Annotated in this window: 8 protein-coding genes; all 8 read left to right on the forward strand. The window is 72.3% G+C overall.

Going from position 1 to position 25,566, the window contains the following annotated elements:
- Window positions 1–239 precede the first annotated feature (239 nt).
- The 8 genes from ACQEUX_RS03470 (at window position 240) to ACQEUX_RS03505 (ending at window position 25,563) form a co-directional block, all read left to right on the forward strand.
- Entirely contained in the window at window positions 240–2,066 is a 1,827-nt protein-coding gene (locus tag ACQEUX_RS03470) for a BTAD domain-containing putative transcriptional regulator (RefSeq protein ID WP_433040946.1), read from the forward strand.
- Between the two features lie 23 nt (window positions 2,067–2,089).
- Window positions 2,090–3,433 carry an FAD-dependent oxidoreductase gene (locus ACQEUX_RS03475; RefSeq protein WP_433040949.1) on the forward strand — a complete coding sequence of 448 codons (1,344 nt, stop codon included), beginning with the start codon at window positions 2,090–2,092 and terminating at the stop codon, window positions 3,431–3,433.
- 29 nt (window positions 3,434–3,462) lie between these two features.
- The gene (locus tag ACQEUX_RS03480) at window positions 3,463–4,794 is read left to right on the forward strand and encodes an MFS transporter (RefSeq protein WP_433040952.1); all 1,332 of its coding nucleotides are present in this window, start codon (window positions 3,463–3,465) and stop codon (window positions 4,792–4,794) included.
- Window positions 4,795–4,995: 201 nt separating this feature from the next.
- Window positions 4,996–6,282: an NAD(P)/FAD-dependent oxidoreductase gene (locus ACQEUX_RS03485; protein ID WP_433040955.1), complete on the forward strand. Its 1,287-nt coding sequence runs from the start codon at window positions 4,996–4,998 to the stop codon at window positions 6,280–6,282.
- Between the two features lie 69 nt (window positions 6,283–6,351).
- A complete protein-coding gene (locus ACQEUX_RS03490) occupies window positions 6,352–9,126 on the forward strand; it encodes an AAA family ATPase (RefSeq protein ID WP_433040958.1) in 2,775 nt (924 codons plus the stop codon).
- Window positions 9,127–9,151: 25 nt separating this feature from the next.
- Window positions 9,152–10,789 carry an NAD(P)/FAD-dependent oxidoreductase gene (locus tag ACQEUX_RS03495; protein WP_433040961.1) on the forward strand — a complete coding sequence of 546 codons (1,638 nt, stop codon included), beginning with the start codon at window positions 9,152–9,154 and terminating at the stop codon, window positions 10,787–10,789.
- 186 nt (window positions 10,790–10,975) lie between these two features.
- Window positions 10,976–17,155, forward strand: a complete 6,180-nt coding sequence (locus ACQEUX_RS03500) for a type I polyketide synthase (protein ID WP_433040964.1) — start codon at window positions 10,976–10,978, stop codon at window positions 17,153–17,155.
- Complete coding sequence (locus ACQEUX_RS03505; RefSeq protein ID WP_433040967.1) at window positions 17,152–25,563, forward strand: SDR family NAD(P)-dependent oxidoreductase; 8,412 nt, start codon at window positions 17,152–17,154, stop codon at window positions 25,561–25,563. Before ACQEUX_RS03500 ends, ACQEUX_RS03505 begins: the two co-directional genes overlap by 4 nt.
- Window positions 25,564–25,566 lie beyond the last annotated feature (3 nt).

Here is a 25,566-nt window from a genome sequence, read left to right on the forward strand (position 1 = left end):
CCAGTGGTCCTGGCAGAGTCCTGTCCGAATGGCGATATACCTGCACCCGTATCGGTTTCGAAGGCAGACCGGGAACGACTTCTCGGAACAGGCGGCGCGGTTACTCCGGAGCAACAACACCGGTTCCATTCGTCGCAGCCGAAACCATGACGGGCCTGGTTGCGCCGGCCGTCCGACCACGGGGGAGGCAAGAAGTGCCGGAGGTGGAGCAAAGGTTCAGGCTGTCGGTTCTGGGGCCCATGCGGGCCTGGCGCCAGGGCCGCGAGATTCCCGTCGGCCCGCCCAAGCAGCGCGCGGTCCTGGGCCTGCTGGCCAGCAGAGTCAACGACGTGGTGGGCTTCGAGGAGATCATCGACGCGGTCTGGGGCAGCTCGGTCCCACCCACCGCGGCCAACGGCGTGCACACCTACATTGCTCGTCTGCGCCGGCTACTGGAGCCCGGCCGAACCCGCCGGGAGGCCGGTGAGGTGCTCGTCTCCACCGGCGGCGGATACGCCCTGTTCATGGAGTCGGATGACCTGGACGTGGCCCGGTTCGACCGGCTGGTGCGGGAGGCCCGGGTCCTGCGCGGTCGCAGTGAGTTCCGGGCCGCCGAGGAGACCCTGGGCAACGCGCTCCGGCTCTGGCGCGGCGAGGCCTACCAGGGTCTGCCGGGCACCTTCGCTGAGGTGGAGCGGGCCCGGCTCAACGAGTCGCGGCTCACCGCGACCGAGGGCCGCGCCCAGTTGCTGCTCGACCTGGGACAACCGGCCGAGGCAGCGGCGGTGTTGTCGGACGCGGTCGCCACGGAACCACTCCGGGAAAGACTGCGCGGGCTGCTCATGCGGGCGCTCTACCGTTCCGGGCGGCAGGCTGACGCACTGTGCCTATACCGGCAGACGCGCAAGATCCTTCGCGACGAGCTGGGCATCGAGCCACACGAGGAGCTGCGACATCTGCAGCACCAGATTCTTTCCGGAAGCGCCGACGCGCCGGCGCCGGCCAGGGCGTCCGCACCGGTCGTCTGGGCTGATGTTCCCCGGCCCGCGCAGCTCCCGCCACGCACCCGCGCGTTCACCGGCCGTCGCGCCGAGCTGGCCCAGCTGCGCAAGCTGATGGGCCACGCGGGCAGCGGGCCCACCGTGATCGCGGTCGTCGAGGGCACCGCTGGCGTCGGCAAGACCGCCCTGGTCGTCGACCTGGCCCACGAGATGCTGCCGCGTTTCCCGGACGGTCAGATCTTCCTCGACATGCGCGGCTCACATCCGGACCGACCGCCCCTGACCGCCGGCGAGGCACTCGGGCTGCTGCTCGGGGGCTTGGGGGTGGACCGCGACCGAATCCCGGCCGATCTGGCCGGCCGGATCGCGCTCTACCGGAGCATGCTGCACGGCCGCCGGATTCTCATCGTGCTCGACGATGGCGCTGACGCCGATCAGCTGCGGCCGCTGATCCCCGCCGGGCCGGCCGGGGTGCTGATTACCTCTCGCCGCAGGCAGAGCGGCCTGGCCGCCCGCGACGGCGCATACCGCATCGCCCTGCGTCCCCTCGACCCGGCCGACTCGGTGCTGCTGCTCTGCCGGCTCGCCGGGCACGACCGCTTCACCGGCCAGCAGCACGACGCCGTCCGGTTGACCGATCTGTGCGGGCACCTGCCGCTCGCGCTGCGCATCGCCGCCGAGTCGCTGGTGGCCGAGCCCGGCCTGCCTGTCGGCGAACTGACCCGCCGGTACGGCCTGCCCGGCCAGCGGCTGAACCGGCTGTCCCTGGCCGGCGACGCCTCGACCGACCTGCGCGCCGGGCTGGCCGCCTCGTACCGCGCCCTGCCGGACGACACCGCGCGCATGTTCCGGCTGCTCGCTCACCATCCGGGCAGCACCATCGACGTCGCCGTCGCGGCCGCCCTCGCCGGCGTCCCGGACAGCTATGCCCTGCGCCAGCTCGACGAGTTGGTCGCACACCACCTGCTGGACGAGTTGGAGGGGCGGCGGTACCGATTCTTCGGGCTGCTCCGCCTGTACGCCTCGGAGCTGTCCGTTGATCCGGATCCCGGGCGCACCGCCTCCGGCGCCTGCCGTACCAACTAAGCCCACCCCCGCGAGGAGAATCTGTGACCAGGATCGGAACTCACGCCGTCGTGATCGGCGGCTCGATCGGTGGCCTGGCGGCCGCCAGCGCCCTTGCCGGCCGGTTCGACCGTGTGACCGTGGTCGACCGCGACACGCTGCCGGTCGACGCCGCTCGCAACCGACGTGCGGTTCCGCAGGGCATGCACGCGCACGCGCTGCTGATCAGCGGCCGGCTCGGCCTCGAGGAACTGTTCCCGGGGCTCACCGACGAGCTGATCGCTGGTGGTGCGGTGCCGTTCGACCCCGGTCAGGACCTGCTCTTCCACATGGGCGGCGCGCTGCGCGTGCGGTTCCCCAGCGGGATGCTCGGGATCAGCCAGAGCCGGCCGTTCCTCGAGTTCACGGTCCGCAAACGGGTCCGCGCACTGCCAACCGTGGAGATCCGCGACCAGGTTTCGGTGAACGGCCTGCTCGGCGACGCCGACGGGGTGACCGGGGTGGAACTGGACGAGGGTGAGACGCTGCACGCCGATCTGGTGGTGGACGCCACCGGGCGTGCGGGCGGCCGTACCGACCGGTGGCTGGAGGCCCTCGGCTTCCCGGCGCCGGAGACCGCCACTGTGCGGATCGACGTGGGATACACCAGCCGGCTGCTCGCCCGCCGACCGGGGGATCTGCCGGATGGTGGGCTGCTGTCACTGATGGCCGCGGTGCCGCCGCACCACAAGCGCGCTGCTGCGGCGTTTCCGATCGAGGGTGACCGGTGGGTGGTCACCGCGGGCGGCTGGCACCGTGAGCACGCGCCCGCCGATCCGGAGGGCTTCGCCGACTTCGCCGCCGGTCTGCCCGCGCCGCACGTGCTGGACCTGGTCAAGAACTGCGAGCCGGTGTCCGACCTGGAGACTCGGCAGTTCCCGGCCAGCCGGCGCCGCTACTTCGAGAAGCTGCGGCGGGTCCCCGCTGGCTTCCTCGCCCTCGGCGACACCATCTGCAGTTTCAATCCGCTCTACGGGCAGGGGATGACCGCCGCGATCCTGGAGTCGCTGGCGCTGGGCCGCATCCTGGACCGGTTCGGCTCGGCCTCGCCGGCGATGGTGACGGCCTACTACCGGGAGGTGAGCGCCATCATCCAGACCCCCTGGATGATGGCCACCGGCGGCGACTTCGCCTATCCGGAGACCAAGGGTCCCAAACCGCCGGGTACGGACATCATCAACTGGTTCGCCAAGCACGCCATGATGGCGGCGCACGTCGACCCGAAGGTGCACCAGGTCCTCATCGACCTGCAGCACTGGCTTGCGCCGCCCTCCGCACTGATGCGACCGGCCACCCTGGTGCGGGCGTTCCGTGGCGCCCGGCGCTCGCCGGCCTGGCCCGGTCGGTAGCCGTGCGCCACACCGCAGGAGTGGCCGCGATGGTGGCCAGTCTGCTGCTGATCGGGTTGGACACGACGATGGCCTACCTGGCGCTGCCGTCGCTGATGGTCGAGCTGCCGATAGGCGACATGGCGGTCCGCCTCGTCCTGATCGCCTACTTCGCGACCTTCGGCGTGCTGTTGCTGCCGCTGAGCGCACTCGGCGATCGGATCGGCCAGCACCGCCTGCTGCTGGCCGGGCTGGTGCTGTTCGGTGCCGGCGCGGCGGTGACCGCGTTCGCCACCACGTCGGTGCCGCTGGTGCTCGCTCGGGTGGTGATGGGCGCGGGCGCCGCCGTGGTGATGCCCACCGCGCTGGCGTTGCTGCCCGGCCTGGTCGATCCGTCGGCTCGGCCGAAGGTGCTGGCCGGGGCGTCGGCGGCGGTGATCCTGGGCGTCTGCCTGGGCCCCCTGCTCGGCGGCTGGTTGCTCGAGCACTTCTGGTGGGGTTCGGTCTTTCTGGTACACGTGCCGGTGGTGCTGCTCGCCCTGGTCACGGTCGCACTGCTGCCGCCGGGCGGCGCCGGCGCGACTCGGGCGGCCCCGGCGCGCGGGTCGTGGACCGGCTGGCCCATCCCGGTGCTCGGCCTCGTCTACGCCCTGCTGATGGGCGTGTTGTTCGTGGTCACGCCCTACTTGCGGGGGGTCGGTGACTCCTCCGGGCTCGGCCTGGGGTTGCGCCTGCTCCCGCTGGTCGCCGGTCTGCTCCTTGGCGTGGCAGTGGGAGAGCGGCTGGGCAGGCGGGTGGGACCGCGCCCGGTGGTGGTGGCCGGCATGGTGGTGCTCGGGGGAGGGCTGCTGGCGCTCACGACGGTAGACGCGGGCACCGGAATCTCTCAGGTCGCCGCGATCCTCGCTGCGGCCGGCGTCGGATCCGGCCTGAGCCTGGCTGCGGGGTTACGGGCGGCCAGCGCCGCAGCACCCGACGACTTCTTTGGCGTTATGCGCCGCACCACCGCCGCCCGCCAGGTCGGGGCCGGCGTGGGTGTCGCGATCCTCGGCATCACCCTGGTCCTGCGCTACCGCGACCGGCTGGACCAGGCGGTGCCGGCCGCGCCCGAAGCGGCCCGGGACCATCTTGGCGGCGCGCTGGCGACTGGAGAACCCGCGCTTCAACTGGCTGCCCGTCTCGCATACGTGGACGGGCTGCACGCCGCCGCCGTGGCGGGCGTCGTGCTGGCGGCGCTGGCCGCCGCTCTTCCGTTCCTGCTCAACGATCGTTCCGCCGAAATACCCACCGCCGTCCCCGCTCCGGAGCAGCCCGCCAGCCGGGGCCGGTGGCGGCGGACGGGCAGCGCCGCCGTCGGCTCTCGCCCCGCCGGTGGGCATTGACCCGCGCGCTGCCGGTGCTCGTGGAGGTCCGCCCGGCCGCGACGTCCAGACGTCGTACAGATCCTTCCTAGACGGATATCGCAAACTTCAAGTCGTACCCACGATCCGCCTCGGCAAACCGAGCGGTGGAGCGGATTCCGGACATCGGTGAACCTGCCCGATGTCGCCAACTGATCCAAGCCTCAGGCCAAGGAGATCCGAATGTCGTCCAACCTGAACGGCGCGACCGGCGAATACGACGTCATCGTCATCGGTGGCGGGCCGGCCGGCGCAACCCTCTCCGCCCTGTTGAGCCAGCGGGGCCGCCGGGTCCTGGTGCTGGAACGGGAGCGGTTCCCCCGTTACCACATCGGCGAGTCCCTCATCCCCGGCTTCATGCGCCCCATGGAGGAACTCGGCCTCGTCGAGACGCTCGAGCGACGCGGCTTCGAGAAGAAGCAGGGCGGCACGCTGCACTGGGGTGCCCAGCGCATCCCGTGGGGCTTCTCGTTCATTGAGGGCGGCCCGTACAGCTACTCGTACCACGTCCGCCGCGCCGACCTGGACTCGATCATCCTGGACCGCGCACGCGAGCTCGGCGTACACGTCGTCGAGGAGGCCACGGTCAAGGAGACCATCGAGGAGGACGGTCGGATCGTCGGCGTGAAGTACGCGATTCGTGGCTCCGAGGTGGACGTGCAGGAGGCTCGCGGCACGATGGTGGTCGACGCCTCGGGTCAGGCTCGGGTCATCGGCCGCAAGATGACCAACGTCAACTGGCACGACGACATGCGCAACGTCGCAGTCTGGACCTACTTCGACAACACCGAGCGGCTCCCCGGCGACGAGGCGTCCAACATCCTCATCGAGGGTCTGCCTGGCGGCTGGTTCTGGGGCATCCCGATCGACACCAAGACGATGAGCGTCGGGTACGTCACGGCCACCGCCGCCGCCTCGGCGTCCGGTGAGTCGCTGGAGGAGTTGTTCCACCGCCAGCTCGGCAACTCCACGCAGCTCAAGGACCTGCTCAAGGACGCGCGTCAGTCGGCCGGCTTCCGGTCTGCCCGCGACTGGTCGTACGAGTGCGACAAGTTCTACGGCCCTGGCTGGGTGCTGGTCGGCGACGCCGCCGCGTTCGTCGATCCCCTGTTCTCCACCGGCGTCGCGCTGGCCACCCTGGCTGGCAGCGCGCTCTCCAAGATCCTCGACGCGGTGCTGGAGCACCCAGAGATCGAGGAGGCCGCCCTGACCCGGTACGCGGACGCCTACCGCTCCTTCTTCGACGAGATCCGTACCTTCGTCGGCAAGTTCTACGACCGCACCAAGGTCAAGGAATTCTACTGGGACCAGGCCCAGACGATCGTCGACCCAAGCCGCCAGAACGACCCGCGCAAGGACTTCGTGACGCTGGTCTCCGGCCTCGGCGGCAAGCACCCGCTGTTCAACATCAAGACCGACGACCTGATCGCAGGGACGGCAGAACCGGCCCTGCTGAACGCCGCTTCCTGACCCGCCCGGGCGGCAGCCGCCCGGCTGCCGCCCGGATCGGTGCCGTACACCCAGCAGAGGGCAGGGAAGATGAACTTTGTCGAACGGGAGCAGGAACTCGCCGAGCTGTCCGAGGTTTTGGTGGCCGGCGCCGCGGGGCGTGGTAACGCCGTGGTGGTCGGTGGCGGCATCGGCTGCGGCAAAACCGAACTGATCGACGCCGTGAAGGAACGCGCGGCCGCGACCGGGTTCCTGGTCCTCGGCGCGGTGGGCTGCTGGGCCGAGCGGGCATCCGACGCGGGGGTGCTCGGCCAACTCCTGCACTATGCCGAGGATCCACTGCGACCGGCACGGATTCGGGAGCTGCTCACCGAACTCGGCCGCGGGGTGCCTGCGGAGGCTGACCCCGATGGTGGCCGCCGGACGCTGAGTCCGGCGACGACCGACGCGCTGCATCAGCTCTGCGCCGAGGTACTACAGGCCAGCGAGAAGACGCCGATCCTGCTGTGCGTCGACGACGTGCAATTCGTCGACACTCTCTCCCAGCACTGGCTGATCCAGCTGCTCGGCCGGATCCGGTCGGCGCGGGTCGTGGTGTTGCTCGCTGAATCCACGCTCTCCCGCTCGGCCAGCCCGCAGCTGCGGGCCGCCCTGCTCCGACTGCCTACCTATCGCCGTATCACACTCAACCTCCTGTCCAGTCGCGGCGTGGAGCAACTGCTCGCAGCGCACCTCGGCGCGGCGGCCGCACGGGCGCTCGCACCGGAATGCGAGCAGATCACCGCAGGCAACCCGCTGCTGGTGCGGGCACTCATCGAGGACCACAGGGACGCGGCTCCGGACACCGTACGACTGACCGTCGGCGATGCCTACGGCGACGCCGTCGTGAGCTGTGCCCTGCGCGGCCGTCCGGTGCTGCTGCGGCTGGCGCAGATCCTCGCCGTGCTCGACGACGAGGGGGATGCTGCCGACCTGCTCGACCGCCTGCTCGACGCCGAGGAATCGGCAACCGTCCAACGCGGACTGCACGCGCTGCAGGTTGCCGGCCTGCTACAAGGGGCGCGATTCCGGCACCCGGTGGCCCGCGCCGCGGTGCTGGCCAGCCTGCCGCCGCAGCGCCGGGCCGCGTTGCACCGCCGGGCGGCTGAACTACTCGACGGCAGCGCGGCGCCGGCCACCCGGGTAGCCCGCTATCTGATCGCCACCGACCAGGCTCCGCCGGCCTGGGCGCTCGGCGTGCTGCGGTCGGCGGCCGAGCAGCACCTGGTCGACAACCGGGCTGCCGAGGCCTACGCGTGCGCCGACGCAGCCCTGCGCCTGTGCACCGACGAGACAGATCAGATGCACCTGCGGGTCCTGCTCGCCGGAGCGGCCTGGCTGCTCAATCCGTCGATCACCGCCCGGCACCTGGGCGAGCTCGCGGTCGCGTTGCGCGACGGCCGGCTCCCCGCCCAGCACGCGGTGCTGCTGGCCAAGTGCCTGCTGTGGTACGGCCGGTACGAGGAGGCCGCCGATGCCATCGACCGGGTCGTCACCCGGGCCGACGGCGCCGAACCGGTGACGGCGGCCGAGAACCGGGCGACCCTGGAAGTGCTGTCCTCGTCGTACCCGTCGCTGGTGCCCGGCCGGAAGCCCGGCCGGCCGGGGCCCGGCGCGGCCCGCGACCCCCGGGTGCGCAGCGCCGCCGCTCTGTCCCATGTACTCGCCCACGGTGCCGACGATGCCGCGGTGGCAGAGGCGGAGGCCGCCATGCGGGCCATGCGCCTTGGCAAGCGTACCCAGGAGGCTCTGCTCTGCGGTGTCGCCGCGCTGCAGTTCGCCGATCGGCTGCCGACCGCTGCAGGCTGGTGCGACCACTGGCTGGAGCAGGCCCGGGCGCGCCGGGTGCCACTGTGGGAGGCCGAGTTCGCCTCCCTGCGGGCTGGCATCGCGTTGCGCCAAGGCAACCCGGTGCTCGCCCGGCAGTTGGCCGAGAACGCCCTCAAACTCGTGCCCGCGGACAGTTGGGGCGTGTGCATCGGCGGCCCGCTGACACACCTGGTGCAGGCTGCGGTGGAGACCGGCGACCACGCCGCGGCCAGCGCATATCTCGATATCCCGGTGCATCCCGGCATGTTCCGCAGCCGGTTCGGACTGCACTACACCCATGCCCGCGGCTGGCATCATCTGGCCGAGGGCCGGCCGCTGGCCGCGCTGGATGACTTCACCGCCTGCGGCACCATGATGGCCGAGTGGGGATTCGACCGGCCCGAGCTGGTGCCGTGGCGCAGCGAGGCGGCCCGTGCTCATCTGGCCCTCGGTGACGTCCCCAAGGCCCGCGCCCTCGCCCAGGAACAGCTCGCCCTGGTGCGCCCGGGCCCGTCCCGGACCCGGGGGCTGTCGCTGCGGGTGCTCGCCGCAGCCGCTCCGGTGCGGGAACGCGCAGTCCTGCTGACAGACGCGATCGAGGTGCTACGTGCGTGCGGCGATCGGTTGCAACTGGCCGGCGCGCTCGCCGATCTGGGCCGGTTCTACCACCGCGCCGGGCGGCCCGCCCGGGCACGGCCGGTGATCGAGGCGGCTGCCCGGCTGGCCCGGGCGTGCGGCGCGACACCGCTGCTGCGCGGGCTGCCGGAGGCCTACACCATCGCGGGCCGGCCGGCCGCCGGCGCCGAGCGCTCGGCCGCGTTGCAGCGGCTCAGCCGGGCCGAGCGCCGGGTCGCCGAGCTGGCCGCGCGCGGTTACACCAACCGAGAGATCGCCAAGCGCCTCTGCGTCACGGTCAGCACGGTCGAGCAGCATCTCACCCGCACATTCCGCAAGCTCGGTGTGAAGGCTCGGCAAGACCTGCCCGAGGAGATGGTGCTGGACGTGATGCGCGGATGAACAACCATCAGTCGGAGGAAGGCTCATGAGCGCGAACAACGAGTATGACGTGGCGATTCTCGGCAGCGGGATCGCGGGCGGGATGCTGGGCGCGGTACTGGCCCGCAACGGCGTCAAGACGCTGCTGCTGGACGCCGGCAGTCATCCGCGTTTCGCCATTGGCGAGTCCACCATCCCGTTCACCTCCGGCATGACCCGGATCATCGCGGACCGGTACGACGTGCCCGAGATCAAGCCGCTGTCCAGCTTCCGCGGGGTGCAGAAGCACGTGTCGCGCAACTGCGGGCGCAAGCAGAACTTCGGGTTCATCTTTCACCGCGAGGGTGAGCGGCAGAACCCGCAGCAGGTCAACCAGTTGGTGGTGCCGGCCATGCTGCGCACCGAGTCGCACCTGTTCCGGCAGGACGTCGACACGTACCTGTTTCAGACCGCGGTGAAGTACGGTGCGGACACCCGGCTGAACACCCGCATCGTCGACGTGGACATCGATCCGGACGCGGGCGTGCTGCTGCGCTCCGACCGCGGTGACGAGTTCCGGGCCAGTTACGTGGTGGACGCCGGGGGCTTCCGGTCGCCGATCGCCGACAAATTCGAGCTGCGTGAGGTGCCGACCAGGGCGCGGACGCACTCGCGCAGCATCTTCACCCATCTCCTCGGGGTGCGCCCCTTCGACAAGTCTCCGGTGGCCGCCGCGCACGGCCAGCCGAACCCCTGGCACAACGGCACCCTGCACCATGTCTTCGACGGCGGCTGGATGTGGGTGATCCCGTTCGACAACCACCCCGACTCGCTCAACCCGCTGGTCAGCGTCGGGCTCACCCTCGATTCCCGGGTGCACCCGAAGACCGACATGCCGCCGGAGGCGGAGTTTCGCCGCTTCCTGCAGCGCTTTCCGGACATCGCCTGGCAGTTCGAGGAGGCCAGGCCGGTGCGGCCCTGGGTGGCAACCGGCCGGCTGCAGTACTCCGCGAAGCAGATCGTCGGCGACCGGTTCTGCCTCACCTCGCACGCCGCCGGTTTCATCGACCCGCTCTACTCCCGAGGCATGACGAACACGCTCGAACTGATCAACATGATGGCGTGGAGGCTGATCGCTGCCGCCCGGGACGGCAATTGGTCAACAGAGCGTTTCGAATACCTGGAAACCGTGCAGCAGGGCCTGTTTGACTTCCACGACGACATCGTCTACAGCTCGTTCGTGGCATTTCGCGACTATGATCTGTGGAACGCGGTCAATCGCACCTGGCAGCTCGGTACCATGCTTGGCAACGTGGTCATCGAGGACGCCTATTACCGCTACTCGAAAAGCGGCGAGGACAAAGTGTTCCTGGATCTGGAACAGAGCCGGTACCCCGGTTCGCCGTTCCCGGTCAGCGACCGGTTCAACGAGCTCGGCACCTTCACCCGGCAGCAGTGCCAGGCGGTGGAGGCGGGCACCACCACGCCAGCGGACGCCGCCTCCCGGATCTTCGGCAAGATCGGCGAGGCCGATTACCTGCCGCCGTCGTTCGGCTTCGCGGACCCGGCCAACCGGTGCTTCAGCGCCTCACCGGACAAGATGGCGCGCAACGCGGTGTGGAGCCGGCGGTCGGCCCCGCCGGAAATCGGCGGCATGATGACCCGGGCGACCAAGGGTCTGGTCCGGATGCGTCTGCGGCCCTGACCGCGATACCCGGATAAATGCGCGCGGGCCGGAGAGCTGATGCTTTCCGGCCCGCGCGCCGTCTCGCCGGATTAGGGGTGTCTCGGGGTTGGTCCGGGTGGTTCGGGGTTCCTTGGAATTCGCCTCGGCCGTAGGTTGGATTGAGCGCCAGGAAACGTTTGATGGCTCCCAACGAGAAGGCAGCGAATGGACTCGAAAGCGCAACACGATCCCGCACACCAGGTTGCCGTCGTCGGCATGGCCGGCCGTTTTCCCGGTGCCGGTGACGCGGCCGAGTTGTGGTCGCTGATGATCAACCGCGGCGACGCCGTCCGCCCGGTGCCGGTCGACCGGTGGGACGCGTCCGCGCCGCTGGACCCGGAACGCGACATCCAGGCGGTCGGTGGCTTCCTCGACGACGTGGACCGCTTCGACGCAGGGTTCTTCGGCATCTCACCGCGCGAGGCCGAGGACATCGATCCGCAGCAGCGTCTGCTGCTGGAGGTCGGCTGGCGGGCGCTGGAGGATGCTGGGATTCCCGCGAGCCGGCTGGCCGGCAGCCGCACCGGCGTGTACGTGGGCGCGTCCTGGCACGACTACGAGACGTTGCGCCGGGAACGTGGGGCGACAGCCAGCCAGCACAGCCTGGTCGGCAACGCGCTCGACGTGATCGCGGCCCGGTTGTCGTACACCTGGAAGTTGCGCGGTCCGAGCCTGACGGTCGAGAGCGGATGCTCGTCGTCGCTGGTCGCCCTGCACCTGGCCGGGCAGGCGCTGCGCGCCGGCGAGATCGACGCCGCGATCGTTGGCGGCGTCAACCTGATTCTCACCCCGGACGTGACCATCGGCCTGACTCACTTTGGGGGCCTGTCCCCGGACGGGCGCTGCGCCGCCTTCGCCCGCGACGCCAACGGTTTCGTTCGCGGCGAGGGGGTGGTCGCACTCGTCGTCAAGCGCCTCGACCGGGCACTGCGCGACGGTGACCGGATCCATGGCGTGATCGCCCGGACCGTCGTGAACAACGACGGTGGCGGTGACAGCCTGGTCACCCCGAGCGCGGCCGGCCAGGTGGAACTGCTGCGTATGGCGTACGGCGACGGCGGCTTCGCCCCGGACGACATCGGTTACATCGAGGCACACGGCACCGGCACGGGTCGCGGTGACCCGGTGGAGGCTGCCGCTATCGGCGAGGTGCTCGGCCGGCACCGGACGAACGGGCCGTTGCCGGTCGGCTCGGTGAAGACCAACATCGGCCACCTGGAAGCCACCGCCGGCCTGGCCGGGCTGTTCAAGGTGCTGCTCGCGCTGCGCCACGGCACGGTGCCGCCGAGCCTGCACTCCGCTGAGTTGAATCCGGAGATCCCGTTCGGCGATCTGAACGTGACGGTTGTCCGCGAGGCGCTGCCGCTGCCCACCGACCGCCAGTTCTACCTCGGCGTGAACTCCTTCGGCTGGGGCGGCACCAACGCACACGTGGTGGTCGCCCCAGCGCCCGCCAACGCGGCCCCGGCCCCGGCCCCGGCCGGACCGGCGACCGGCCTGCCGCACCTGGTGCCGCTGTCCGCCAAGAGCCGGGGCGCGCTGGCTCTGGCAGCCGGCCTGCTGCGCGCCCGTGTGTCGGACATTGAACCGGTGGCCGCCGTGGCCAACACCCTCGCCCACCACCGCGACCACTTCCCGGTACGTGCCGCAGTGCTGGCGGACGACCCGCAGGCCCTGGGTACCGCCCTGAAGGCCCTGGCCGAGCACCGGGACGAGGCGACCAACCTGCCCGACGTGGAAACCGGTCGCGCCGTGCCGCGTGGGCGCACCGCGTTCATCTTCCCCGGACAGGGCTCCCAGTGGCGGGCCATGGGCAAGGCGCTGCACCGGGAGAGCCCGCTGTTCGCCGCCGTGATCGCGCGCTGCGCCGCCGCCCTCGCCCCGCACGTCGACTGGGACCTGACCGCGATCGTCAAGGACGAGGCGGGCGAGGAGTGGATGTCGCGGATAGACATGCTCCAGCCAACCCTCTGGGCGATGTCGCTGGGCCTGGCCGAGTTGTGGCGGGCGGCCGGTGTCGAACCCGACGTCGTCCTCGGCCACAGCCAGGGCGAGATCACGGCGGCCACCCTGGCCGGCATCCTCACCTACGAGGACGCCGCCATGGTCATGGCCCGGCGCAGCACGATTGCCCGCCGCACGTCCGGCCGCGGCCTGATGCTCGCCGTCGACCTGGACGCCGACGGTGCCCGGCGGGCCCTGGAGGGCTTCGAGGATACGGTCACCCTGGCCGTACACAACGGGCCCCGGTCGTGCGTGCTCTCCGGTGACCGCGAGGACGTCCTCACCCTTAAGGAACTGCTGGACGCCGAGGGAACGTTCTGCCGCCTCGTCAACGTCGACTACGCCTCGCACAGCCCACAGATGGACGCTCTGCGCTCTGACCTGGTGACCGCGCTCGCCCCGGCGGCACCCCGCAGCGGCGACATCCGGCTGATGTCCACGGTCCGGGTCGAGCTGCTGGACGGCACCGACATGGATGCCGCCTACTGGGCCGAGAACCTGTGCCGCCCGGTGCTGTTCGCCGACGCCATGCGGCGCCTGTTCGACGATGGCGTCACGCACGTGGTGGAGATCAGCCCACATCCCGTCCTGGTGCCCGCGATCGAGCAGCTCGTCGCCGAGCACACCGGACCGGTCGCCGTGCTGTCCACCCTACGTCGGGACGCCGGCACCCGAAGGGACCTGGGCCTTGCGCTCGCCCGCGGATACGTCGCCGGCCTCGAGCCCTTCGCCGCCACCGCCCCGCAGCCGCCGATCGATCTGCCCGGGCACCCGCTGGAGTCGGAGGCGTACTGGCCCGCGGCACGGGCACCGCGCGGCACCGTCCGGCGCGGCTTCGAGGTCATCCTCGCACCGGCGCCCGGAGTCGCCGACACGTTGCACGGCGCGGTGGAACTCGCTTTGGACGAGCAGACCTGGCTCGCCGACCACCGGGTGCACGACGCGGTGGTGCTGCCCGGCGCCGCTATGCTGGCCCTGGCCGTCCGCACCGCCCAGGCCCGTACCGGGCGCCCGCCCCGCGTCCTGGAGCAGGTCTCCTTCGACCGCGAGGTCACGCTAACCGACGACCCGGCCCGGCTGACCGTCGAGTGGCGCGATGACGTCGCGGACGGAGGCAGCTTCCGCCTGCTGTCGCTGCCGACCGGCGGCACCGCCTGGACCGTCAACGCCCGTGCCCGGGTCGCGTTCCGGGACGCCGACCACCCCGCGATCCCCTTCCCGGACCTGCCAGCACCCGCCGACGTGGCCAGCTTCTACCGTTCCTGCGCGACCCGCGGCCTGCCGTACGGCCCGGGATTCCAGGTGATCCAGTCACTGCACGTCGGGGACGGCGAGGCGGTCGGCGAGGTGGTGCTGGGCGACCGCCTGCGGGCGGCCGGGGACGTCCTGCACCCGGTGCTGTGGGACGGCGCGTTGCAGGTGTCTCTGGCGGTGTTCCCCTCCGCCGAGACCGTGGTGCCGGTCGCCGTCGAGCGCATTCACCTGTTCGGGGATGCGGCCAGACCGGTAACGGCGGTCTGGTCGCACGCGGTGCGCCGTGACGACCTGCGGGTGGACGTCACCGTCTTCACCACCGACCGACGCCCGTTGCTGCGCCTGACCGGCCTGCTGCTGCGCCGCCTGGACATCGGCAGGGACGCCACCGAAGATGCCGAGCGACTGCACCGGCTGCACTGGCTGCCGGCCCGAGACCCAGCCGCGCCCCGGGCCGGCCGCCGTCTGATCTGCGGCCCGGGCGCGTCTGTCGGCCCGCTCGCCGCCGTCCTCGACGACGCCGTCCAGGACGGCCACGACCGCCTGGCGCTGGACCCGGCCGTCGAGGCTGCCGAGGTGGTCTTCGCCGCGCCCGGGCCGGACGTTGGCCTGGCCGGCCAGCGGGCCGGGCTGCTGCGGCTGACCGAGGTGGTCCGGGCCGCCCTGCGCCGCGGGGTACCGCCCGTACTCACCGTGGTCACCGAGAACGCCCAGGCAGTGCTGCCTGATGACCGGCCCGACCCCGGTGGGGCGCTCTACTGGGGATACCTGCGCGTGCTGCGCCGCGAGCACGGGGAACTGTCCCCGCGGCTCATTGACCTCGGATCGGCCAGTGACGCCGCCGCCTGCGCCGCGGAGATCCGTACCGGCGAGGACGACCAGGTGGCACTGCGCGACGGTGCCCGGTTCGCCGGCCGCCTGCTGCGCGGCCCGGCCGGTGACGCCGCAGGCCTACCCGCCCGCCGTACCGCCAACCAGCCCTTCCGGGTTGCCGCGCTGCGCCCCGGGCTCTGGGAGGGCGTGGAGAACATCCCGCTCAGCCGTCGAGAGCCCGGCCCGGGGGAGATCGAGGTCGAGGTGAGCGCGGCCGCCCTGAACTTCATCGACGTACTCAAGGCGGTTGGTGGGTATCCCGACAACTCGGCCGACGCGGACCTGCTCGGCGGCGAGTGTGCAGGCCGGGTCACTGCGGTCGGGCCGGGCGTCACGTCACCGCAGCCCGGCGACCGGGTGGTGGCCTGCGCCTTCGGGTCGCTGGCCAGCCACGTCACCGTCCGCGCCGACCACACCCGTCCGATCCCTGGCGAGCTCTCCGACGTGCAGGCGGCCGGGCTGCCGCTGGTGCTCACCACCGCCTGGTACGCGCTGGCCGACCTCGCCCGCCTGGAACCGGGGGAGACGGTCCTGGTGCACTCCGCGGCCGGTGGCGTGGGTCTGGCCGCCGTGCAGGTGGTCCAGGCCCTGGGCGGCACGGTGATCGCCACTGCCGGAAGCCAGGCGAAACGCGACCATCTGCGCGCACTCGGCGTTGTCGATGTGTTCGACTCCCGCGACTTGTCGTGGGCCGACGGGGTCCGGGCCGCGACCGGCGGCCGTGGCGTCGACGTGGTGCTCAACTCGCTGGCAGGTGCGGCCATCCAGCTCGGCTTGGACTTGCTCGCCGAGGACGGTCGGTTCATCGAGATCGGCAAGAAAGACATCTACGCCGGACGTCCGATCGGGCTGGACGCCTTCCGCAAGGGCATCACCCTCAGCGCGGTCGACCTGGCCGGCATGATGGACCGCCGGCCCGACCGGTTCGCCCGGGTGTTCGCCGCCGCGTGGCGGCTCGTCACCGACGGCACGGTCCGCCAACTGCCGGTCCGCACCCACCCGTTCGCAGCGGCAGGCGAGGCGCTGCGGCAGATGTCGCACGGCGACCACATCGGCAAGTTCGTGGTGCTCGACCCCACCACCACTGACCGGATCGCGCCGGTCCCGATGCCCGGTGGCTCCTTCCGCGCCGATGGCACCTACCTCATCAGCGGCGGCCTGGGCGCTCTCGGCCTCTCCCTGGCCGAGTTCCTCGCCGCCCGGGGCGCCGGGGCGCTGCTGCTGCTGGGCCGCTCCGCGCCCGGCCCGGCCGCGGAGGCCCGGATCGCCGCGCTGCGTGCCGCCGGCACCACCGTGACGGCGCTGTCCTGCGACGTCGCGGACGCGGTCGCGGTCCGCCGCGTGGTCACCGGTGCTCGCACCCACCTGCCGCCGATCCGGGGGGTGGTACATGCCGCTGGCCTGCTGGACGACGCCACCGTCGACACCCTCACCGCCGGGCAGCTTGAGCGGGTCCTGGCACCAAAGGTGAACGGAGCCCGCAACCTGGAGGCGGTCACCGCGGACGACCCCCTCGACCTGTTCGTGCTGTTCTCCTCGGCCGCCGCGCTGGTCGGCAACACCGGTCAAGCCGCGTACGCTGCGGCGAACGCCTACCTGGACACCTTCGCGGAGGCCCGCCGCAGGTCGGGTCTGCCCGCGCTGAGTGTGCAGTGGGGCCCGTTCCGGGACGTCGGACTGGCCGCCGAGGACGAACAGCGGGGTTCCCGGCTCGCCGAGCGGGGGATGGTCGGATTCGACGTGGGCGAGGCATGGCCCGCCCTGGTCCGGATGCTCGACCGCGACGTGCCGGTCACCGGATATGTGCCACTCGACCTACGCCGCTGGTTCGACGCCTACCCGGACACCGCCAGCCTGCCGAGCTGGCAGCTGCTGCACGCGGCCGCCCGCGATGGCGGCGTGGTCGCGGCGAACGGCGGCGAGTTCCTGGACCGGCTCCGGCAGGCGCGTCCGGAGCAACAACGGGAACTCGCCGAGGCCCAGGTTCGCGAGTTGTCCGGCCGGGTACTGCGCCTCGACTCCGACCGGGTCGATCCTGACACCCCGTTCAAGGAACTCGGTCTGGACTCGTTGATGGGCCTGGAGCTGCGCAACCGGCTTGAGGCGGCGTTCGGCATCAAGCTGTCACCGACGCTGCTCTGGACGTACGGCAATGCCCGCGCGTTGGCCGGCGCCCTGTGCGAGCGGCTCGTTCCGGCGGAGGCCCGCAGATGAGCGACTCCCAGCTGGCCCGGGCCATGGCGACCATCCGGTCGCTGCGCAAGCGCCTCGACGAACAACAGGGCAGTCAACCGATCGCGGTCGTCGGCATCGGCCTGCGCCTGCCCGGTGGCATCTCCACCACCGACGACTACTGGAGCGCACTGGCCGGCGGCCGGGATCTGGTGGCGCCGATGCCACCGGCCCGCTTCGGCCCGTACGCCGCCGAATGGGCAAGTCTGCCCCGGCGCGGCGGCTTCCTGGACGACGTGCTCGGCTTCGACGCGGAGTTCTTCGGGATCAGCCCGCGCGAGGCCCGCGCCCTGGACCCCCAGCACCGCCTGCTACTCGAGGTCACCTGGGAGGCGTTGGAGAACGCTGCCCTGCCCGCCGACACGCTGCCGGCCCGCAACGCCGGGTTCTTCGTCGGGGTCACCGGCCAGGACTACCGGGACTGGCTGCCCGGTGAGCCGGACGCGTACTGGGCGACCGGCAACGGCCACTGCTTCGCGGCCGGACGTGTGGCGTACACACTCGGTCTGACCGGTCCGGCGGTGGCGATCGACACCGCATGCTCCTCGTCGCTGGTCGCCGTGCACCTGGCCGGTCAGGCCCTGCGCCGCGGAGAGTGCGACGTGGCGGTGGCCGGTGGGGTGAACCTGATCCTGTCGCCCCGGTCCACCCGGCTGGTGCAGCAGACCGGATCGCTCGCCCCGGACGGGTTGTGCAAGGCGTTCGACGCGCGGGCCAACGGCTTTACCCGCGGCGAGGGCTGCGGAGTGCTGGTGCTCAAGCGCCTTGACTACGCGATCCGCGACGGTGACCGGATCCACGCGGTGATCCGCGGCTCGGCGACCAACCAGGACGGCCGGTCCACCGGGTTCACCGCTCCCAACGTGCTGTCCCAGGTGTCGCTGATCGAGACCGTACTGGCCGGCGCGGGCGTCGAGCCTCGGGACGTCGGGTACGTCGAGGCGCACGGCACCGGCACCGCCCTCGGCGACCCGATCGAGATGGAGGCGCTGGCCACAGCCCTCGGCAGGCGCAACGGCGGCGCCCCGCTGTGGGTGGGCTCGGTGAAGTCGAATCTGGGCCACCTGGAGTCCGCCGCGGGGGTGGCCGGTCTGATCAAGGCGGCGCTCACGATCCGGCACCGGCAGATACCGCCGGTAGTTCACTTCCGCACGCTCAATCCGCGCATCGACCTGTCCGGAACCGCCGTCGAGATACCCGACCGTTTGCTCGACTGGGAGAACAGCGCCGGACGGATGGCCGGGGTCAGTTCGTTTGGTATGAGCGGCACCAACGCCCACATCCTGCTGGAGGCACCGGACGTCGGGACGCCGCAGGTGTCCGCCGAGCCGGTCACCGGGTTCCCGGTGTCCGCCCGCACCGGCGCTGCGCTGCGCGAGCTGGCCTCGTCGTATGCCGACCGGTTGGCCGCACTGCCGCTGGAGGACTTCACCGCTTTCGCCGCGACCGCTGCCACCGGCCGGGTCCGGCACCCGGAGAGCGCCTGGATCGCCGCCACGAATCCCGCCGAGGGCGTGACCGCGCTGCGTGCGCTGGCCGCAGGGGCGCCCGCAGTTCCGGTCACCGCCGAACCCGGCCCGCGCGGGCGGGTCGTCGACCTGCCCGCCTACGCGTGGCAGCGCCGACGGTATGCACCGGAGCCAGCGACCGTACCGGAGCCAGCGACCGTACGGGAGCCAGCGACCGCACCCGGCGACCTGTTCACCCTGGACTGGACGCCGCTGCCCGCCCCGACCGCCGGCGGACTGCCGCTGGTGTTTGCCGGCCCCGACGGGTCCGTTTTCGCTGGCGCGGCCGCCGGGCACCTCGGCCGGGCGGACGAACCGCACACCCTGGTGCTGGCCTTCGCCGAGGCCGACGCCGCGTCCTGCGCCACCGTCGTTCAGGCGCTGACCGACGGTCACCGAGTCGCGGTGGTCACTCGGGGCACCCGCCGGGTCCGGCCGGACGACCGGGTGCCCGGCACTGCGGCCGGGCTGCTGCACGGCCTGGCGCCGGTTCTCGGCCTGGAGTTCGGCTCCTTGTTCGCTGGCATCCTGGATCTGCCCGCCGAGCCGGGCCCGGCCGACCTCACGTCCGCGGTGGCGTTCCTGTCTGCCCCCTCTGGTGCGGTGTTGGAGGACCTGGCCGCGGTCCGGGACGGCACCTTGTTCGGTGCCCGGCTCGTCGAGACCCCGGCCGGGCCCGCCGAGCTGCTGGTCCGCGCGGACGCCACCTACCTTGTGACCGGCGGGCTGGGCGCGGTCGGACGCGAACTGGTCGCCGAGCTGGCCGGCCGCGGTGCGCGTACCCTGCTGCTGATCGGGCGCCGCCCGGAGGACGCCCTCGACCCGGCCGCCACTACCTTCCTGGCCGGGCTGCGCGCTGACGGTGTCACGGTGACCTACCTTGACGGCGGTTGCGACCGGCCGGAGACGCGGCAGCGGGCTGCCGCGGTGCTCACCGGGCTGCCACCGCTGCGTGGTGTGCTGCACGCCGCCGGCACGATCGGCCGTGCAGCGGCGTCCACCCTGGACGTCGCGGCGATCGAAGCCGCTCTGCGGGGCAAGGTGGACGGCGCGTTCTGGCTGCATGAGTTGACCCGCGACCTCGACCTGGACTTCTTCACGCTGGTCTCGTCGGTTTCCGCGCTGTGGGGCACCGAGGGATACGCGGCGTACGCCGCCGCCAACGGAGCCCTGGACGCGCTGGCCGCGCACCGGGCGGGATCGGGCCTGCCAGCGGTGAGCGTCGCGTACGGCCCGTGGGCGATCGACGGCATGGCCGATGCCGCTTCCCGTGACCGGTTTGCCCGAATGGGGGTCGGCGCCCTGCACGCCAGCCGGGGCCGGTTCGCGTTCATCGGCGCGGCACCTGGCCCGGACGGCTATCTGGTTGCCTGCCCGCTCGACCGCGACCGGGTCGCGGCGTTCTTCGCCGGCCTGCGCCCGCGCGGCCTGTTTGGCACCGCGCCAGTCACGACACCTCCCGGAACGCCACCTGCGCCGGCCGCACCGGCGCCCGGACCAGCCGGAGCGGGGGCCCGCCCCTCGGTGCTCGGCGACCTTGCCGCGCTCCCGGCGGCGGACCGGCCGGCCGCCGCACGCGCGTACGTCGCCCGCCTGGTCGCCGCGCACCTCGGGCACGACGATCCGTCCGCGGTCCGTGAGCGGACCGGTTTCTTCGACCTGGGACTCGACTCCATCATGGCGGTCGACCTGGCCCGTGACCTCGGGTACGCCTTCGAGACCCCGGTGCAGGTCGCCGACGTCTTCGACTATCCGAACGTGACCGCGCTCGCCGAGCATCTGCTGGATCGGCCCGCCCTCGCGCCGCCTTCGACACCGGCGGCTGCCGCGTCCGCCGAGCCGGCGGAGACCCCCGACCCGGGCGCGATCGCGGTGGTCGGCATGGCCGGCCGGTTCCCCGGCGCGGACTCCGTCGAGGAATTCTGGGACCTGCTCGTCTCCGGACGCGACGCGGTCACGGGGGTGCCGGCCGGCCGATGGGACCACGGACCGTTGCACGACCGGATCACCACCGATCAGGGCGGCTGGCTGAGCGACATCGACCGCTTCGACGCTGGCTTCTTCGGTATCCCGGCCCGGGAGGCGGAGAACCTCGACCCGCAGCAGCGGCTGCTGCTGGAGAGCACCTGGCACGCCCTCGAGGATGCGGCCATCGACCCGCATTCCCTGCGTGATACGCGGACCGCCGTCTACGTCGGGATCAGCAACGGCGACTACGCGCGGGTGCTCGCCGGCGGCGGTGCGGACGCCGTGGACGCGTACTACGGCACCGGCACCGCGCTGAACGCCGCGGCCGGGCGCCCGGCGTTCGTGCTCGGCCTGGCCGGTCCCGCCGTCGCGGTGGACACCGCCTGCTCGTCGTCGCTGGTCGCGGTACATCTGGCGGTGCGCGCCCTGCGTTCCGGTGAAGCCGACGCCGCGCTGGCTGGCGGGGTGAATGTGATCGCCGATCCGCTCGCTTCGGTAGCGGTCAGCCGCGCCCACATGCTGTCGCCGGACGGCCGCTGCCGTACCTTCGCGGCCGGCGCCAACGGGTTCGTCCGGGCCGAGGGCTGCGGGGTGCTGGTGCTCAAGCGGCTGGCCGACGCGCGACGCGACGGCGACGACGTGCTCGCCGTCATCCGCGGCACCGCGGTGAACCAGGACGGCGGATCGTCCGGCCTGACCGCGCCCAGCGGGCGCGCTCAGCAGGCCGTGATCGCTGACGCGCTGGCCGACGCGGGCGTGGACGGCGCTTCAGTCGGCTTCCTCGAGGCGCACGGCACCGGCACAGCGCTGGGCGACCCGATCGAGATCGGCGCCGCCTGGCGGGCTTTCGGCCCCGGCCGCGACGCCCAGCGGCCGCTACATGTCGGCTCGGTGAAGACCGTCATCGGGCACAGCGAGTCGGCTGCCGGCATGGCGTCGCTGATCAAGACCATCCTGGTGCTGCGGCATGGGCGGATCCCCGGCAACCTGCACTTCGACACGCCCAACCCGCACATCGCCTGGTCCGACATGAACCTGCGGGTGGTCGGCGAAACCGTCGACTGGCCGGCCGGCCCCCGGGTGGCCGGCGTTTCAGGCTTCGGCTTCACCGGCACCAACGCGCACATCGTGCTCGCCGCGGCACCTGACCGCCCGACGGGTGCCCGTCCCGGCGGGCTCGTGCTCCCAGTGTCCGCGCCGGACCCAGACGGCCTGGAACGGCTCACAGCTGCCTGGCGGCGGCGGCACGACGCCACCCCGGAGGAGCTGCGACCCGCGCTTGCCGCGGTGGCCGGTGCCGGCCGGGCGCACTTCCCGCACCGCCGGGTACTGACCGCCCGCGAGGACGGCCCGGCCACGTCCGCCGTCCGGCCGCCCCGGGTCGCGTTCCTCTTCTCGGGCCAGGGCAGCCAGTTCTTCGGCATGGGCCGGGAACTCTACGAGACCGAGCCGGTGTTCCGGGAGACCTTCGACGCCTGCGACCGGGTGCTCGCCCCGGCACTCGGTACCTCCCTGACCGACCTGGTGTTCTCCGGCGCCGACGAGAAGGCGATCCACGAGACGCGAGTGACCCAGCCCGCCCTGGTGAGTCTGGAGATCGCGCTGGCTGAGCTGTGGCGGTCCTGGGGTGTCACACCGGCCGTGGTGATGGGCCACAGCGTCGGCGAGATCGCCGCCGCGGTGGTGGCCGGTGCCCTGGACCGGGACGCCGGTCTGGGTCTGATCGCGTCCCGGGCCCGGCTCATGCAGGCCACCCAGCCCGGGGCGATGCTTGCCGTGGTGGCCGCCGAGGACCGGGTCGCCGAGTGGATCACCGGTGCTGGCCTGGACCTCGCCGCGGTCAACGGCCCCGAGGCGACCGTGGTGTCCGGTCTGCCCGCCGAGGTGGACGCGTTCGCCGCCCGGCTGCGGGCGGACGGCGTCCGGCACCGCGCCCTCACCGTCTCGCACGCCTTCCACTCTCGACTGCTGGACCCGATGGAGGCGGAGTTCACCGCAGCCATCGCGGGTCTGGAGCAGCGTGCTCCGGTCGTACCGGTGATCTCGAACCTCACCGGGGCGCCGATTGACGGGTACGACGCCGACTACTGGTGGCGCCACGCCCGCAACCCGGTGCGGTTCCACGCTGGTGCCTCCCACCTGGCCGCTCTCGACGTCGACATGTGCCTGGAGATCGGGCCGGACCGCACCCTGGTCAACCTGGTCCGCGCCGCAGGGCTCACTCCGGCCGGGGGTGGCGTGGCGTCGTTGCGCCGCGGTGCGGGGGACCGGGACACACTGCTCGCCGCGGTCGCCTCGCTCTACCGGGCCGGGCAGGACCTCGCATGGTCGCGGATCCAACCCCGGTCTGGGCGGGTTCCCGCGCCCCGATACCCGTTCGCCGATACCCGCTACTGGGCACCGGCCCGATCGTCCCCAGCGACGACGGCGGACCGGGGACCCGCCTGGGGCGTTCCGCTCCGTTCGCCGGCGCTGCGGGGCCGGGTGTTCCGCACCGAACGCAGTGCCACCTTCCCGCCGCATCTGACCGACCATCGGCTGTACGGCACGGTGTCGGTGCCTGGTGCCTCGCAGACCGCCACGGTTCTGTCCGCGCTGGCCGTCGACGGCGTAACGCCGGTGCTGGAGGACCTGTGGTTCCCGCGCGCCCTGGTTCTGCACGACGGCGAGCACTACGAGGTGCAGGTCACCGTGGGGGAGGACCGGACGGTCACCGTGCAGAGTCTGGTCGATCCGGAACGGGGCCGGTGGCAGGAGCACCTCTCCGCCCGGGTCGCTGCCGCCGCGCCGCCCGCCCACCCCGCCCCGCCCGATTGGGTGCTGCCCGACCCCGGCCGGTTCCGGGCCGTCGCTGACCGGCACCTGGCCGGCGACGACTTCTACCGGCACTTCTATGGGATGGGCTACCACCTGGGACCGTCGTTCCGCTGGATCCGGGACGTCTGGCTGCGCGGCGACGAGGCCCTGGTCCGCTACGTACGGCCGGACGCGATGAACGAGGACCCGTCCGGGTACGCCGTCCACCCCGGGCTGCTGGACTCCTGCCTGCAGGGCATCGTCACCTTCGACGTCGACCCGACTGCTGTTGGCGCCCCCGCCGAGCAGGACGCACTGGCCATCCCATTCGCCGCGGCCCGGTTGGAGCTGCGCCGCCGCCCCGACCCCGCGGAGGAACTCTGGGGCCACGTGCGGCTGCGGCAGGACGACGTGGCCGACATCCGGATGTTCGACGGCACCGGTGCCCCGGTGCTCCTGGTGGACGCGTTCCGGATCCGCCGGGCCCCGCGCGACCTGCTGGAGCGATCGCTGCGCGAGGCCGGCGCGCACACCTACACGCTGGACTGGGTGCCGGCCCTGAACGTACCGGCGGCCGCGCCCCCGGTTGACCCGGTGATCGACAGCCGGTACGCGGCAACTGCCCCGGACGTGTCCGCAGAGGCGGTACTGGCCGCGGTCGTGGACGTCGCCGCCCGCCTGCGTGCCACGCCGGAGTCCCGCCCGTACGTCGTGGTCTGCGCCGACGGTCCGGCCGCCGCCCCGCTCCGCGAAGCCCTCTGGGGCCTGCTCGCCGCGGTGGAGGCGGAACAACCGGCGCGGCGGGTGATCCGGGTGACCGCCGACCGTGCGGTGGTCCCGGCCGACCTCACGACCGCGGAGAACCGGATTCGGCTCACCGCCGGTGGTGTCGAGGTGGCGCGACTGATCCCGGTCGGGACGCCACCGGAGCCGCTGAGCGGCCCGCCCGGTGCAGTCCTGATCACCGGAGGGCTCGGCGCGCTCGGGCTCAGCCTGGCTACCCACCTGGCCCGGCAGGGAGCTCCGGCGATCACCCTGATGGCCCGCTCCGCACCGGATCCGGCCACTCTCGCTCTGCTGGACGAGCTAAGCGCGGGCGATGCGACCATCCGGGTGGTCACCGGCGACGTCGCTGACCCCGACCACTGCCGCCGGGCTGTCGCGGAGGCCGGTGCGGACGCCCCGCTGAGCACCGTCTGGCACCTTGCCGGGACGACCGCAGACGGTGCTTTCGAGCACCTGACCGACGACGCGTACCGGTCGGTGTTCAGCGGCAAGGCGCATGGCGCGGAGGTGCTGGCCGATGCCGTGCGCGACCTTCCGCTGACTGCGTTCGTGTTGTTCTCCTCGGTGTCCGCGGTGCTCGGCTCGGCCGGGCAGGCCAACTACGCGGCGGCGAACGGCTACCTCGCCGGCCTGGCCGCCCACCTGCGCGCCGCCGGGATGCCGGCGGTCGCGGTCCACTGGGGGCCGTGGACGCCCGCGCTGAAGGGCGGCCTGGCCGACACCGGCGCGGCCCGCGCGGCGAGCGCCCGGCAAGGGGTGCGGGCACTCACCGACGAGGAGGCCGCGCCGATCCTCCGGCACGCCGGGTCGGGCGCCGCCGAGCGGCTGGTCGCGGTGGTGCTCGACGCCGAGCGGTACGCCCCCGGCACACCGCGCGCCGCGCTGGTCGACCGGCTGGTCCAGACCACGAGTACGGCGACTGGCCCGGAGCGAGAGCCGGGCTGGCTCCGGGACCTGCTCGACGGGCTGGTGCCGGAGGCCCGCGCCGACCGGCTGCCGGAGATCGTCGCGGAGCTCACCGCCGAGATCCTCGGTGAGCCCGGCGCGGTGGTCCACGGCACCGGCTTCGCCGAGCTGGGACTGGACTCGATCATGGTGATCGACCTGCGGACCCGGCTCGCACACGCAATCGGCGTCGACCTGCCAGCCACGGTCGCCCTCGACCATCCCACGGTCTCGCAGGTCTCCGCGCACGTCCTGGAGCTGATCTTCCCGGCTGAAACCGCGCCGGGCGGGCCGAACGGGGCCGACGGGCCGGAGAACGACTTCACCGCACTGTCGCTCGAGGAACTCGTCCAGGCCGCGCGAGCGGACCTGGCCGCCGAGGAATGAGGG

Origin of the sequence: Micromonospora sp. CA-259024 (assembly GCF_050936255.1) — a bacterium.
GTDB lineage: Bacteria > Actinomycetota > Actinomycetes > Mycobacteriales > Micromonosporaceae > Micromonospora.